The organism is Paramesorhizobium salinisoli (genome assembly GCF_003335045.1).
Classification (GTDB): Bacteria; Pseudomonadota; Alphaproteobacteria; order Rhizobiales; family Rhizobiaceae; genus Paramesorhizobium; species Paramesorhizobium salinisoli.
Genome location: NZ_QOZG01000005.1, coordinates 115,354 through 128,317, shown reverse-complemented (window position 1 = coordinate 128,317; position 12,964 = coordinate 115,354). Strand labels below are relative to the sequence as shown.

The 12,964-nt window shown below is 59.8% G+C and carries 14 protein-coding genes; 9 read left to right on the top strand and 5 right to left on the bottom strand.

The features are described 5' to 3' along the window. Positions 1 to 26 precede the first annotated feature (26 nt). Entirely contained in the window at positions 27 to 734 is a 708-nt protein-coding gene (locus DUT91_RS12880; protein ID WP_114440820.1) for an HAD family hydrolase, read from the top strand. 3 nt (positions 735 to 737) lie between these two features. Here the strand turns inward: DUT91_RS12880 and DUT91_RS12875 are convergent, their stop codons facing one another. From DUT91_RS12875 to DUT91_RS12860, 4 genes are all read right to left on the bottom strand, one after another. Further along, positions 738 to 1,523, bottom strand: a complete 786-nt coding sequence (locus DUT91_RS12875; RefSeq protein ID WP_114440819.1) for a hypothetical protein — start codon at positions 1,521 to 1,523, stop codon at positions 738 to 740. A 247-nt stretch (positions 1,524 to 1,770) separates the two neighbouring features. Beyond that, positions 1,771 to 2,037: a hypothetical protein gene (locus DUT91_RS12870; RefSeq protein ID WP_483466842.1), complete on the bottom strand. Its 267-nt coding sequence runs from the start codon at positions 2,035 to 2,037 to the stop codon at positions 1,771 to 1,773. Positions 2,038 to 2,205: 168 nt separating this feature from the next. Continuing rightward, positions 2,206 to 2,559, bottom strand: a complete 354-nt coding sequence (locus DUT91_RS12865) for a TIGR02301 family protein (protein WP_425373796.1) — start codon at positions 2,557 to 2,559, stop codon at positions 2,206 to 2,208. Positions 2,560 to 2,664: 105 nt separating this feature from the next. Next, positions 2,665 to 3,129: an NUDIX hydrolase gene (locus DUT91_RS12860; RefSeq protein WP_114440817.1), complete on the bottom strand. Its 465-nt coding sequence runs from the start codon at positions 3,127 to 3,129 to the stop codon at positions 2,665 to 2,667. A gap of 116 nt (positions 3,130 to 3,245) precedes the next feature. Between DUT91_RS12860 and DUT91_RS12855 the strand changes: the two genes are divergently transcribed. The 7 genes from DUT91_RS12855 to rarD all read left to right on the top strand — a co-directional run bounded on the left by DUT91_RS12855 (position 3,246) and on the right by rarD (position 10,747). Further along, the gene (locus DUT91_RS12855) at positions 3,246 to 4,025 is read left to right on the top strand and encodes an SOS response-associated peptidase (RefSeq protein WP_114440816.1); all 780 of its coding nucleotides are present in this window, start codon (positions 3,246 to 3,248) and stop codon (positions 4,023 to 4,025) included. 133 nt (positions 4,026 to 4,158) lie between these two features. Then, positions 4,159 to 4,773 (top strand): LysE/ArgO family amino acid transporter, encoded by a 615-nt coding sequence (locus DUT91_RS12850; RefSeq protein ID WP_114440815.1) that lies wholly within the window; start codon positions 4,159 to 4,161, stop codon positions 4,771 to 4,773. A 642-nt stretch (positions 4,774 to 5,415) separates the two neighbouring features. Next, positions 5,416 to 6,948, top strand: coding sequence for a cysteine--tRNA ligase (gene cysS / locus DUT91_RS12840; protein ID WP_114440813.1), 1,533 nt, complete (start codon positions 5,416 to 5,418; stop codon positions 6,946 to 6,948). A gap of 237 nt (positions 6,949 to 7,185) precedes the next feature. Next, entirely contained in the window at positions 7,186 to 7,566 is a 381-nt protein-coding gene (locus DUT91_RS12835; protein ID WP_114440812.1) for an endonuclease domain-containing protein, read from the top strand. Next, entirely contained in the window at positions 7,563 to 8,045 is a 483-nt protein-coding gene (locus DUT91_RS12830; protein WP_114440811.1) for a GFA family protein, read from the top strand. Before DUT91_RS12835 ends, DUT91_RS12830 begins: the two co-directional genes overlap by 4 nt. 59 nt (positions 8,046 to 8,104) lie before the next feature. Further along, the gene (cimA, locus tag DUT91_RS12825) at positions 8,105 to 9,718 is read left to right on the top strand and encodes a citramalate synthase (RefSeq protein WP_114440810.1); all 1,614 of its coding nucleotides are present in this window, start codon (positions 8,105 to 8,107) and stop codon (positions 9,716 to 9,718) included. Between the two features lie 117 nt (positions 9,719 to 9,835). Continuing rightward, positions 9,836 to 10,747 carry an EamA family transporter RarD gene (gene rarD, locus DUT91_RS12820; protein ID WP_114440809.1) on the top strand — a complete coding sequence of 304 codons (912 nt, stop codon included), beginning with the start codon at positions 9,836 to 9,838 and terminating at the stop codon, positions 10,745 to 10,747. 91 nt (positions 10,748 to 10,838) lie between these two features. On the opposite strand, the gene DUT91_RS12815 is transcribed toward rarD, so the two are convergent. Beyond that, entirely contained in the window at positions 10,839 to 11,444 is a 606-nt protein-coding gene (locus tag DUT91_RS12815; RefSeq protein WP_114440808.1) for an LOG family protein, read from the bottom strand. Between the two features lie 215 nt (positions 11,445 to 11,659). On the opposite strand from DUT91_RS12815, the gene DUT91_RS12810 reads away from it, so the two are divergent. After that, positions 11,660 to 12,916, top strand: a complete 1,257-nt coding sequence (locus DUT91_RS12810; protein ID WP_114440807.1) for an Ig-like domain-containing protein — start codon at positions 11,660 to 11,662, stop codon at positions 12,914 to 12,916. The last annotated feature ends 48 nt before the right edge of the window (positions 12,917 to 12,964 follow it).

Below are 12,964 nucleotides of genomic sequence, written 5' to 3'. Positions count from 1 at the left end.
GCCGTCGGCAGATGGAGGAAGCGGCTATGCGTGCCAGGAAATCCCTTTCGGCCATCGGCTTCGATGCCGATGACACGCTCTGGCAGAACGAACAGTTCTTCCGGCTGACTGAGGAGCGTTTCGCGTCATTTCTGGCCGATTATGCCGAGAAAGAGCATCTGACCCAGCGGCTTCTGGAGGCCGAAAGCCGCAATCTCCAGATCTACGGCTTCGGCATCAAGGGCTTCACCCTGTCGATGATCGAGACCGCCATCGAGGTAACGGAGGGCAGGGCGCCCGCCCATGTCATTCAAAAGATACTGGATGCGGGGCGCGAAATGCTCAATCATCCGGTCGAGACTTTGCCACATGTGCGCGAGACGCTCGAACGCCTCGCCGGCGCCTATCGTATCATCCTGATTACCAAGGGTGATCTTTTCGATCAGGAGCGCAAGCTGGCGCAATCCGGCCTGGGCGAGTTTTTCGATGCGGTGGAAATCGTCAGCAGCAAGGACGCGGCGACCTATTATCGCGTTTTCACCCGCTACGGCGACGGCGCTGAGCACGCCATGATGGTCGGTAATTCGCTGAAGTCGGATATCGTCCCCGCCATTGCCGCCGGCAGTTGGGGCATCTATATCCCGCACGACCTCACATGGGTGCTGGAACATGCCGAAGAACCGGTTGAAGCCCCGCGCTTCAGGCGTCTCGGGCAGATTTCCGAGTTGGTCGATCTGCTGGAGGAATTGAAGTAGGTTCTAATCCCCAGCGACGAAGAACTGCCACTTTCCGTCGGGGCTGATGCCGATGCGGTAGAAGATATAGGCGCCGAAGGTTTTCATGTCCTCGTAGTCGCCGGCGGTGATGATCTGGTAGAGTTCCACCATCTGCGGCGGCGTCAGCTTGTCGATGGGATAGGCAAAGAAATACGGCCAGACATAAAGCTCGTTCGCCCCACCCGCATCGAGATGGACAAAGCCGGTTTCCAGCAAATCGACGAGAATGGCGAGCACTTCCTGACCGTTGCTGTCGCCGGAAATCCCCTTGAGATAATCTATCGGATCGCCCTCATATCCGCTGAGCGATAGGGCGGTCATGTCCTCGCCTGTGCCGATCAGAGGGCGCAGGGCTTCTATATTGCCTGATTTGGCCGCTTCGAGAATGTGCTGGCGCGTCTGCTTCACCGCCGTAGGCAATTTCTCGATATCGTATTCGACCACGGGCGGTGAACCGTTTTCCCCGACATGCGGACGCGCGGGATCGCTCTGCTCCTCGGGGTTTTCGGTCGGCTTTGAAGGTTCCTGCTTGAGCGGACCCGGCAGTGGGATCTGCGTCGCCGGATTGGTATCGTCGGTAGTGCTTTTCCGCGGCGCTTGCGCCGATTCCTGCATCTCGCTCAACGCCAGTTGCTGCTCATGAGGGCGGGCATCTGCCCGTGCCCCGGCATCCATCAGGAACATGCCGGCAAGGAACACGAAAAGACCGGGCGTCACAAGACGCGATACGGACGGCGAAGCGGAGGAGAGGGGACGGATCATTGTCATATGTTGTCACAGAAAATTAGCGGGCGGAAGATACCGGCGTCGCCCCTAAAAGTTCATTTGCAGCGCAATGGAGTACGCCGGTCAATTTATCCCGGATCGCTTTCGCTTCAAGGATGAATGATGCAGCAAAACCGGCGGCAGATAAGGGGCAAAACAAGGGATCAGCCACTCGACCTGGCCGCAAGGTCTTAGTCGGATCGAATGCGAGGGGCTGTTATGGCACCAAGCTTATCAGCCAAATTCGCCCTTATTGCAGGGTGCGGTCTGTGGAAAACTCGCCTGAAATGATTTGCTCGCGCATCTTTTCGATCAGTTCCAGCGCGCAATCATCACCCGCGTCACGAATCAGTTCAGTCAGCGCCGTCGCAAAGGCCGCTTCGGCCAGAATCTCAGGTTCGATGCCTTCCGAAATGCCATCGGCCCAGACTTCGTTCTGATATTCGATCGCAGCAAGCTTTTTCTCGCGTGCGATAAGTTCGTCGAGATCGGTTGGAGCTTGTGCCATCCATTTCACCTTGGCGTATGCCAGTTTTTCTCAAAGGCCCGAAGCCGGTAGCAGAGCCATCGATCGTTTTTTAAAGTCGCAGAGCCGAAGCCTTGCCTTAACTTAATGTGCCGTTAACAGATTACCATCAATTTTAATCGTTTACGGGCATCAATGATTTCAACGGTTAACGTGATCTTAATTGCCATAGCGCGCGGCGATCTCATTCGACAAGCCCTCACCCTCCTTCATGTAGCGGTCAATCGCCGCAACCGCCGAATCGGTACAGCTCGAATATACCTCGCTGAACGCCCGATACCCACGGTTGAAACTGGCGATGATCAGTATACGCCGTGGTTCTTCAGGCTTTTCCGCAGCAATTATGGCATTCATGCGGTCCCGCCATTCGCTGCCCGGCTCGCCACATAGATTGCGCAGATAATGGAGCGAGCCCAGAATCTCCGCCAGCCGGACCAGCTTCGCCTCATAAGGCGGCTCGTTCGCCGCTGCCGCCCCCGCCGCCATTGCAGGCGAAGCCATCAGGCAGGCCACCACGATCACAATCTGCCACGCGTGCTTCAAAAAACGTCCTCATCCTCTCTGCCGGTTCTTTTGCCGCGAAACCAAAGCCGCTTCAAGCTGTCATTGTGAAGAGGCTTAACGCAAAGCTGGTGTCGCAGGATCAGGTGTGAGCGAATGGCCGTCATCTTCGAGCCTGACGATCTCGCGGGCGGCGGCGAGCGTGCTTTCCGTGATGCGCGCCTTCGCCATTTCCTCCACATCGAGCCACAATATGGCAGCCGCATCGTCGCCGGCCACAGCTTCTCCGGTCAGGCCATGGGCGCGGAAGACGGCGAGATAAAAGCTCGCTTCATAAGAACTGCCGCTGTCCTGGTTGAGATCGACCGTGACAAAATGGCTGAGCTTTTCCGCCATGAGCCCGGTTTCTTCCATGAGTTCGCGTCGGGCTGCTTCTTCAGGCGTTTCACCGGCCTCGATGCGCCCGCCGGGAAAGGCCAGCCAGCCCTTCCACGGTTCGCGCCCGCGCTCCACGAGCAGAAATCGTCCGTCGCTGCGGCAGATCAGCGAAACGCCATGGATAGGAGGCTGTGCAGCGGTCATGGAGATCAGGGGTAGGGCGGGTGTGCGGGATTGGCAAGCGGTTTAAGGTAGGTATTCATGAGGATGATGCGCCGAGCCGCTTGACCCTCGCGGCAAAAAGCTGAACATCGCCCGTCATGTGCGGACGGTTTTCACTCACGGCAAGCAGGCAGGAGGTCGAGACTCTCCTGGCCGCGATCATTGGCGAGGATTTCCCGCCGCGCTACAATATCGCGCCGACGCAGCCGATATTGATGATCCTGGCGGGCGAAACACCGCCGCCGGGATCGAACAGACCGGACCGGGTGGGCCATCTGGTGCGCTGGGGCTTCATCCCGGGATGGGTCAAGGATCCCAATGATTTTCCGCTAATGTTCAATATCCGCAGCGAAACGGCGGCGGAGAAGAATTCCTTTCGTGCGGCCCTGCACCACCGCCGCGCACTGGTTCCGGCCTCCGGTTTCTACGAATGGCGGCGCGAAGGGCGCAACAAGGCGCAGGCCTATTGGGTGCGACCGCGGCATGGCGGGCTGGTCGCCTTCGCCGCGCTCATGGAAACCTGGTCGAGCGCCGATGGCTCGCAGATCGACACCGGCGGCATCCTGACGACGAGCGCCAATGCGGCGCTGCGCCCGATCCATGAGCGTATGCCGGTGGTCATCCAGCCGGAGGATTTCGGCCCCTGGCTCGATTGCAAGCATAATCTGCCGCGCGAGGTGGCCGGGCTGATGCGTCCCGTCGAGCCGGATTTCTTCGAGGCCATCCCCGTATCCGACAAGGTCAACAAGGTGAGCAATGTCTCGCCCGACATTCAGGAGCGGGTGGAAGAGGACTTGGCTGCGATAGCTGAAAAGCCAAAAAACAAGAAGAAGCCGGGGTCGGAAGACGGTTCCGGCGGCCAGCTCTCGATGTTCTAAGGCGTTTCCTGTTTTGCTGGTATCGCAGGGCGTCCCCTCTGGCCTGTCAGCGTTTCCGCTTTCCAGAGTTTCCACTTTAATGTGAAATGCACTAACAAATGCGTTTCCATCCGATTTTCAGGAAATTCCACACATGTTCTCAGCTGCTCTCTCCGGCTTCCTCCTGGGCGCCTCGCTCATCATCGCCATCGGCGCGCAGAATGCCTTTATCCTGCGGCAAGGCCTCTTGCGCCAGCATGTCTTCGTGCTGTGCCTCATCTGCGCTCTGTCCGATGCGCTGCTGATCGCCGCCGGCGTGGCCGGTCTCGGAACCTTGCTCGCGCAATCGCCGGGGCTGATCGCGGCTGTGACGCTCGGTGGCGCTGCCTTCCTGTTCTACTACGCCTCCGCTGCCTTTCGCCGCTCGTTCAAGCCCGAGGCGATGGATGCCAAAGGCAAGGGCGAGACGAGCCTGAAAGCGGCGGTGGCGGCCTGTCTGGCGCTCACCTTCCTCAATCCGCATGTCTATCTCGATACGGTGCTGCTCCTGGGCAGCCTCTCGGCCCGCTTCGAAGGGGTAAACCGCGTCGCCTATGGCGCGGGCGCGGCCGTCTCGTCCTTCGTCTGGTTCTTCGGGCTCGGCTATGGTGCGCGTCTGCTCCAGCCGATATTCGCCAGGCCCGCGGCTTGGCGCATTCTCGATTGCCTGATCGGCTTCGTCATGGCCGCGATCGGCATCGGTCTCTTAAGCCGATTTTTTGCCGGCTAGGATAGAGTTGGGGCGGTTGTCATTGCGCCCATCCGAATGGCTGCGCGGCGCGGCGAGCAGCGCTGCGACAAGTGCCGCCGGGCCGATCTCGCGATATTGTTCCGTCAACCTGTCTCGTCGTGGGGTTAAAGCTTTTTCTGTCATTTCTAGACTCCTTCCTCGCGTTACACCCCCATATTCTTCCGTGGAATCGGACTGAAAAAAGGCTGTTTATCGCCGGTTTTGAGGTATCCGGGTTAATTTGGGTTAACCATGCGACCTGTTGCAGAAATGCAGCATGAAACGCCTTGCACTGTAACAACGGGCGGATTCCCGAAAAGTTCGAAAATGATTCCCGACCCGAAGGGAACCGCATCGCCGGAGCGTCTGCCTCTTTGCAATTGCTCTTGACGGCGGGGGCGGAGCCGGGGATAAGTGCAGCCATGAAAACGCCTTCCGCAACGACGATTTGTATTTGTGCGATCATTATTGGCTAGCCTCCCGCTGGCCCGGCCGTTTTCGTCTCCCTGATCCCTCGAAAAGATGACAACGCCCAGGCCAGTTGGCTAGGACGACGTTTGCTTGATCGAAGGGCTTGGCAAGTCCAGGAAAAATGGAAACCGGGTTTCCGCCCGGACTTGCAAAATGGGGAGTGGATACTGCATGAGCGAGAACGCGCCGCGCCTGCGCCTTTACAACACGCTGACGCACCAGAAAGAAGATTTCGTCCCCATCGATCGGGACAATGTGCGCATGTATGTCTGCGGGCCGACGGTCTATGATTTCGCCCATATCGGCAATGCGCGCCCCGTCATCGTCTTCGACGTGCTGTTCCGCCTGCTGCGCCATATCTATGGCGAGGAGCATGTCACCTATGCCCGCAACATCACCGACGTCGACGACAAGATCAACGCCCGCGCCGCGCGCGATTATCCGGGTCTGCCGCTGAACGAGGCGATCCGTAAGGTCACGGAGGCGACGAACGACCAGTTCCAGGCGGATGTGGCCGCGCTCGGCTGCCTGGAGCCGACCCATCAGCCGCGCGCCACCGAACACCTGGACGGAATGCGCGCCATGATCGACCGGCTGGTCAGGCGCGGCTTTGCCTATGTCGCCGACGATCACGTGCTTTTCTCCGTCGCCTCAATGACCGGCGCCAACGGGTTGCCGCGCTATGGCGCGCTCGCCCGCCGCTCGCTTGATGAAATGATCGCCGGCGCCCGCGTCGATGTCGCATCCTACAAGCGCGACGAGATGGATTTCGTGCTGTGGAAGCCCTCGAAAGACGGCGAGCCCGGCTGGCCTTCGCCTGCGGGAATTACTGTTCCCGGACGTCCCGGTTGGCATATCGAGTGCTCCGCCATGTCAATGGCCAAGCTGCTGGAGCCCTTCGGCGGCGGGTTGGAATGCGACGATCCGGAAAAGAACGTCTTCGACATCCATGCCGGCGGCATCGATCTGGTCTTCCCGCACCATGAAAACGAAATCGCCCAATCCTGCTGCGCCTTCGGTTCGGCGCGCATGGCCAATATCTGGATGCACAACGGCTTTCTTCAGGTCGAGGGCCAGAAGATGTCGAAGAGCCTCGGCAATTTAGTGACCATCAACGAGTTGCTTACCACTGAGAAGTTCGGCGGCCGCAAATGGCCGGGCGAGGTGCTGCGGCTTGCCATGCTGATGACGCATTATCGCCAGCCGATCGATTTCGGCGTGGAGAGGCTCGAGGAGGCCGAGAAAATTCTGCTACGATGGGCTGATCTTCGCAAAATTGCCGAGAATGCAGACTGGAAGGTCGTTGCAAACAGGATGGCTGAGCCATTGCCCACGCAGGCATTCAAAGACGCGCTTTCTGACGATCTCAATACGGCAGCAGCTTTCACCGAATTGCACAGGCTAGCCAAGGAGGCGTCCTCCGGTAACCGGGACGCGCTGTTCGAGCTTGTGAGCGGGTGGAGCATTCTGGGCTTTGATCTGGAAGATTTCGTTGCTCTGGACGATATGGCAGCAGTCTTGTCTGCCGCTGAGGGGGAGAAAATCGAAGCGGCGATCGCCCGCCGTCGCTCGTGCATAGACGAAAAGAATTGGACAGAAGCCGACCGCATCCGTGACGAGCTTGCTGCGCAGGGTATCCAGCTTAAAGACAGCAAGGACCCGGTCACAGGCGAGAGGGTGACGACCTGGGAGGTCAAGCGGTGAGGGGCCTTTCAGCGGTAAGGCTGGCGGGACAGCGCCCCCCTCTGTCCTGCCGGACATCTCCCCCGCGAGGGGGGAGATTGGCTTTTATTGTCGCTGGCAGACAATCGGCAACGTTGCGGATTAAAGCTCCGTCCCCAATGAAGGTCAATCTCCCCCCTTGCGGGGGAGATGTCCGGCAGGACAGAGGGGGGCGACGTAAAGCTCAGCCGCTGAGAACAATGGTCGTGGAGGTATGATATGCCACATGACATCGTTCCGAAGCGTCGGCGTAGCCATGCAAAATCGATGCGCCGGGCAATGACTGAAGCTGAACTTAAGCTCTGGAACGAGATACGCGCCCATCGTCTGATGGGATTGGGCTTTCGCCGACAGGTGCCCATCGGTCCCTATATTGCCGACTTTGTTTGTTCAGCGCACCATTTGATCGTTGAGATCGACGGAAGCCATCATGGTTCACCGGAACAGGCGGCCGATGACGAGAGGCGGACGGTTTATCTCAAGAGCTGCGGCTGGCGCATCCTCCGCTTCTGGAACGATGATATCCTGCGCGAGATCGACGGCGTCTGTCGGCATATCGTGACGGTGGCCGGCTCTAAAACGGAGGAGATAGTGCAATGACCCTCGACAACATCCCCCTTTATACCGGCGGGTGCCAGTGCGGCGCGGTTCGTTTCCGCGTCGAGGGCAGGCTGGGCGAAGGCTCGATCTGCCACTGCCGCATGTGCCAGAAGGCGTTTGGCAGTTTCTATGCCCCGCTCGTCTCTGTCCGCGAAGCAAGCCTGATCTGGACGCGCGGGGAGCCGAAGCGCTTCCAGTCCTCCAATCACGTCAAGCGTGGCTTTTGCGCCGAATGCGGAACGCCGCTCACCTTTGAGGCGCCTGATGGCGTAGCACTCGCCATTGGCGCCTTCGATGCACCCGAGGAGATCGAGCCCATCGTGCAATGGGGCACGGAGGGCAAGCTGCCCTATGTGGACGGCCTCTCGCGGCTTCCCGGGCACGACACCATGGAGGATCCGCAATCCGCCGGTTTTCTGAATTCGCTCGTCTCGTACCAGCACCCCGACCACGACACGGACCATTGGCCGCCATCGTGACAATCTCCCTGAATTGGGCCAAAGCAGATATAGAACTTGCTCTTTGAGGAGCGGAAACAGTGAAAAAAGAACGTATCTACCTCTACGACACGACGCTGCGCGACGGCCAGCAGACGCCCGGCATCGACTTTTCCGTCGAGGACAAGAAGACGATCGCCGCGATGCTCGACGAATTCGGCGTCGATTATGTCGAGGGCGGCTATCCCGGGGCGAACCCGACCGATACGGCTTTTTTCAAGCGCAAGCAGACATCGCGCGCGAAGTTCGCAGCCTTCGGCATGACCAAGCGGGCCGGCGTTTCCGCGTCCAACGATCCGGGCCTGTCTGTCCTGCTGCAGGCTGCCTCCGACGCCGTCTGCTTCGTCGCCAAGAGCTGGGATTATCATGTGAAAGTGGCGCTCGGTTGCACCAATGAGGAAAATCTCGAGGCGATCACCGCGTCCGTCACCGCTGCCCGCATGGCGGGCAAGGAGGCGCTGGTCGATTGCGAGCATTTCTTCGATGGCTACAAGGCCAATCCCGAATACGCCCTTGCCTGCGCCGCGGCCGCTTATGAGGCCGGCGCGCGCTGGGTGGTGCTGTGCGACACCAATGGCGGCACGCAGCCGGGCGAGGTGGCCGAGATCGTCAATGCCGTCAGGAAAACCGTCCCCGGCGACAGGCTCGGCATCCACGCCCATAACGATACCGAGCAGGCTGTGGCCGTCTCGCTCGCCGCCATCGACGCAGGCGTCCGTCACGTGCAGGGCACGCTGAACGGCATTGGCGAGCGTTGCGGCAACGCCAATCTGGTGACGCTCATCCCGACGCTGATGCTGAAGTCATACTGGACCGACCGTTTCGAAACGGGGATCAGCGCCGAGGCGCTTGCCCGGATCACCCGCCTGTCGCGCACCTTCGACGATATTCTCAACCGCGCGCCGCTCGAACAGGCTGCCTATGCCGGCACATCGGCCTTCGCGACCAAGGCAGGCATCCATGCCTCGGCGCTGATCAAGGAACCGGCGACATATGAGCACGTGCCGCCGGAAACGGTCGGCAACCGCCGCCGTGTCATGGTCTCGGACCAGGGCGGAAAATCCAATTTCATCGCCGAGCTCGATCGCCGCGGCATCAAGGTTGCCAAGGACGACCCGCGCCTCGACACGCTCATCGCGCTGGTCAAGGAGCGCGAGGCGGCGGGCTACGCCTATGAAAGTGCGGACGCGAGCTTCGAGCTTCTGGCGCGCGGCGTGCTGGGTACCATTCCGCTGTTCTTCAGGGTCGATTCATTCCGCTGTATGGTCGAGCGGCGCTTCGATGCAACCGGTCAGGTCAAGACCGTCTCCGAGGCGATCGTCAAGATCGAGATAGATGGCGAGTTGCGCATGTCGGTCGCCGAGGGGCACGGCCCTGTCAACGCGCTCGATATCGCGCTGCGCAAGGATCTCGGCCGCTACCAGAGCGAGATAGAGGATCTGCAACTCGTGGATTTCAAGGTGCGTATCCTTAATGGCGGCACCGAGGCCATCACCCGCGTTCTGATCGAATCGCACGATGCGACCGGCGCGCGCTGGCGCACGGTCGGTGTTTCAGACAATATCATCGATGCGTCTTTCCATGCTCTGATGGAATCCGTGGTCTACAAGCTGATGAAGAACCGCGAGATGGCCGGACAGATCGCGGCAGAATAGGCCGATCAACAAAATTGATGCTTTGATCAGCACAATTCAATGGATTTCATAACGACTTGGGCGCAAGAGCGGGTTGCCGTACGCGCAACGCGCGGGAAAACGGGATGAGACATTTCCATGACCGACAATACCCTTGAGCGTCCCCCGATGTCGAATGACGTCCGCGGCTTCGTCTTCGCGCTTTCCGCCTTTTTGATGTGGGGGTTCCTGCCGCTTTACATGAAACTGGTAACGCATATTCCCGCTTCCGAGGTGGTGGCGCACCGCATTATCTGGTCGGTTCCCGTTGCCGCCATTCTGCTTTTCCTGATGGGGCGCACGGCCGACATAACGGCCGCATTGCGTAGCCCGCGTACGCTCATGATGGCCTGCATCACCGCTGGCCTGATCACGTTCAACTGGGGCATCTATGTCTGGGCGATCTCGGTCGACCGGGCGCTCGAGACGGCGCTCGGCTATTATATCAACCCACTGATAAACGTCGTTCTCGGCGCGCTGTTTTTGAAAGAGCGGCTCAATCGGGCGCAGATGGTGGCGGTGGGTCTGGCGCTCGCGGCGGTCGTTCTGCTCACGGTCAAGGCGGGCGGTCTGCCATGGGTTTCGCTGGCGCTGGCGCTGAGCTTCGGTTTCTACGGCTTCCTGCGCAAGACGCTTCCGATCGGCCCGTCGCAGGGCTTCATGCTGGAAGTGCTGATCCTGTCGGTCCCGGCGCTTGGCTATATCATATGGCTGATCGGCAGCGGCCAGGACCATTTCGCCGCCGGCAATGGCTGGAATGTCTTCATCCTGCTGATGGCCGGTCCGGTGACGGCCGTCCCGCTCATCTGCTACGCTTTCGGTGCGAAGCTCCTGCGCTACACCACCATCGGCATCATGCAATATATCGGCCCCACGATCATCTTCCTGATCGCCGTATTCTGGTTCAGAGAGCCGTTCTCTACGGTCCAGTTCATAGCCTTCGGCCTCATCTGGGCAGGTCTTGCGATCTACACCTGGTCGAGCATCAACGAAAGCCGGAAGAAGGCTTGAGACGTTCCCCATACGGCGGGTGTGAAGAAGCGGGCCAAGGCCAAATCCTTCAAAATCGGTAAACCGCAATCCGCCCGAAATGATTTGAGGATTACATCCGTTCGATGACCGCCTCGTCGCCATCGGACGGTTTGGCCGTCGCGACTCGCAGGATAGTCGGAACGATATCCTCGGCGCGATCGACGATCAGCGGCTTTACCAGATGCGACGTATGGATGAAGCCTTCGGCCCCCATGTGATCGAGAAGCGAGATCAGCGGGTCCCAGAACCCGTTGATATTGGCGAAGACCATCGGCTTGCTGTGATGGCCGAGCTGCGCCCAGGTCATCATCTCGACGATTTCCTCCACCGTGCCGATGCCGCCTGGAAGCGTGACGAATGCGTCCGAGCGCTGGAACATCAGATGCTTGCGCTGGTGCATGTCGTCGGTAACGATGAGCTCGTTCAACTGGCCGAGCGCATGTTCGGTGGCTTCCTTGTTCATCAGGAACTTCGGAATGATGCCCGTCACCTTGCCGCCGGCCGACATGACGCCGTCGGCGACTGCGCCCATGATGCCCTTGGTGCCGCCACCATAGACGAGCTGCAATCCATGCTCTGCAATCGAGCGTCCCAGCAAATGACCGGATTGCTTGTAGAGGGGGTCAAGGCCCGGGGACGAGCCGCAATAAACGCAAATGGATCGAATCTTGTTCATGTCAGGGAATAGGGCAGTTCGCCCCGAAACCGTCAAGCGGCCACATGGCCGCAATCGCGTCGGACAACACTTTTGCAACTGCTGCAAGATGGTTCTATAGTGGTAGTGGGTGCGTATTGAGGCGTATACACAATATTAACGAACTGCGAGGCTTCCCACATTCTTGTAGGTCCGATCAAAAAGCTGTAGATCGAAATGAAAAGGGACCCGGGGAAATGCAGAAAAACTATTATGCCTTGTTTGGTTTTGCAGCAGTCGCCGCCGCGGCCGCGATAGCTGCCTATTTCGGCGTGCTTCCGGGCACTGCTCCCAAAACGCCGGCTCAATCGCCTGTGGCAGCGGTTGTCGCTCCATCGGCTCCGCAAATTGCCGCCCCGCAAGGCGATGCGCCCACAGCGCCCGCTGTCGATCAGCAGGCTGGGGTCACGGTTCCGTCCTTTGACATATTGCGGGTCGAGCCTGATGGTTCGGTGGTCATCGCGGGCAGGGCAGAGCCTGCCTCCAATGTCGATGTTATCGCCGGATCGATCGTTCTCGGATCAGCCCGGGCTGCGGAGAATGGCGATTTCGCGGTCGCGCTCGATCAGGCGCTGAAGCCGGGCGATCATCAACTGGTGTTGCGTGCGACCGGGACCAACAGCAAGGCGGCGACCTCGTCCCAGACGGCGATCGTCTCCGTGCCCGATAAGAACGATGGCCAGGTGCTGGCGCTCGTCGAGCAGCCGGGAGAGGCAAGCCGGATGATCACCACGCCGCAGGCAGGAAAGCCCGCCGCCGCCGCGCCTGCCGATATGCCGACCGGGACGGCGCAGCAGCCATCTGGTGAGGCTCACGCCACGCAGGCAATGCCTGCCGAACCGCAGAAACAGACACCCGTCACCGTCGAGGCCGTCGAGATCGAAGGCGATACCATTTTTGTCGCCGGCAAGGCTGTGCCGGGCAAGCGCGTTGCCGTCTACGCCAACGAGGTCATGCTCGGAGCCGCGCCCGCTTCGCCGGACGCTCGTTTCCTGGTGCAGAGCCAGCGCCCGCTCGCCGTGGGCGATTACATCATACGCGCCGATCTGACGGAAAAGGATGGCACCGTGATCGCCTCCGCGCACGTTCCCTTCCATCGCGAGGCAGGTGAGAACATCGCGGCCGTCGCTCCGAATGCCGACAATGCCACTGGCGCGCCTATGGATCGGTCGGCTGCGTCGAATGCCGCTGAGCTTGCCACGGGCGCCGAAAGCGATACGACTGCGAAGCCGCTTCAAAGCGTCGACGGGTCGGTCATCATCCGCAAGGGCGACAATCTCTGGACGATTTCGAAGCGCACCTATGGCAGGGGCACCCGCTATACGACGATCTACCTGGCCAATGCCGACCAGATCAAAAATCCTGATCTGATCCTGCCCGGCCAGGTCTTCTCGATGCCGAAGGAGCCATTGTCGGACGAGGAAGCACAGCGCCGTTTGAAGGTGCAGCAATAAACTTTGCCAATCCCGGCGCGCGGGTAAAAGCTTGCAGTAGCGCTTCAT

What these genes read in the sequence shown, in the direction of transcription:
- DUT91_RS12880 (WP_114440820.1), top strand. Translation starts at nt 27, where the DNA reads ATGCGTGCCAGGAAATCCCTTTCGGCCATCGGCTTCGATGCCGATGAC.
- DUT91_RS12875 (WP_114440819.1), bottom strand. Translation starts at nt 1,523, where the DNA reads ATGACAATGATCCGTCCCCTCTCCTCCGCTTCGCCGTCCGTATCGCGT.
- DUT91_RS12860 (WP_114440817.1), bottom strand. Translation starts at nt 3,129, where the DNA reads ATGACCGCTGCACAGCCTCCTATCCATGGCGTTTCGCTGATCTGCCGC.
- DUT91_RS12855 (WP_114440816.1), top strand. Translation starts at nt 3,246, where the DNA reads ATGTGCGGACGGTTTTCACTCACGGCAAGCAGGCAGGAGGTCGAGACT.
- DUT91_RS12850 (WP_114440815.1), top strand. Translation starts at nt 4,159, where the DNA reads ATGTTCTCAGCTGCTCTCTCCGGCTTCCTCCTGGGCGCCTCGCTCATC.
- cysS (WP_114440813.1), top strand. Translation starts at nt 5,416, where the DNA reads ATGAGCGAGAACGCGCCGCGCCTGCGCCTTTACAACACGCTGACGCAC.
- DUT91_RS12835 (WP_114440812.1), top strand. Translation starts at nt 7,186, where the DNA reads ATGCCACATGACATCGTTCCGAAGCGTCGGCGTAGCCATGCAAAATCG.
- DUT91_RS12830 (WP_114440811.1), top strand. Translation starts at nt 7,563, where the DNA reads ATGACCCTCGACAACATCCCCCTTTATACCGGCGGGTGCCAGTGCGGC.
- rarD (WP_114440809.1), top strand. Translation starts at nt 9,836, where the DNA reads ATGACCGACAATACCCTTGAGCGTCCCCCGATGTCGAATGACGTCCGC.
- DUT91_RS12815 (WP_114440808.1), bottom strand. Translation starts at nt 11,444, where the DNA reads ATGAACAAGATTCGATCCATTTGCGTTTATTGCGGCTCGTCCCCGGGC.
- DUT91_RS12810 (WP_114440807.1), top strand. Translation starts at nt 11,660, where the DNA reads ATGCAGAAAAACTATTATGCCTTGTTTGGTTTTGCAGCAGTCGCCGCC.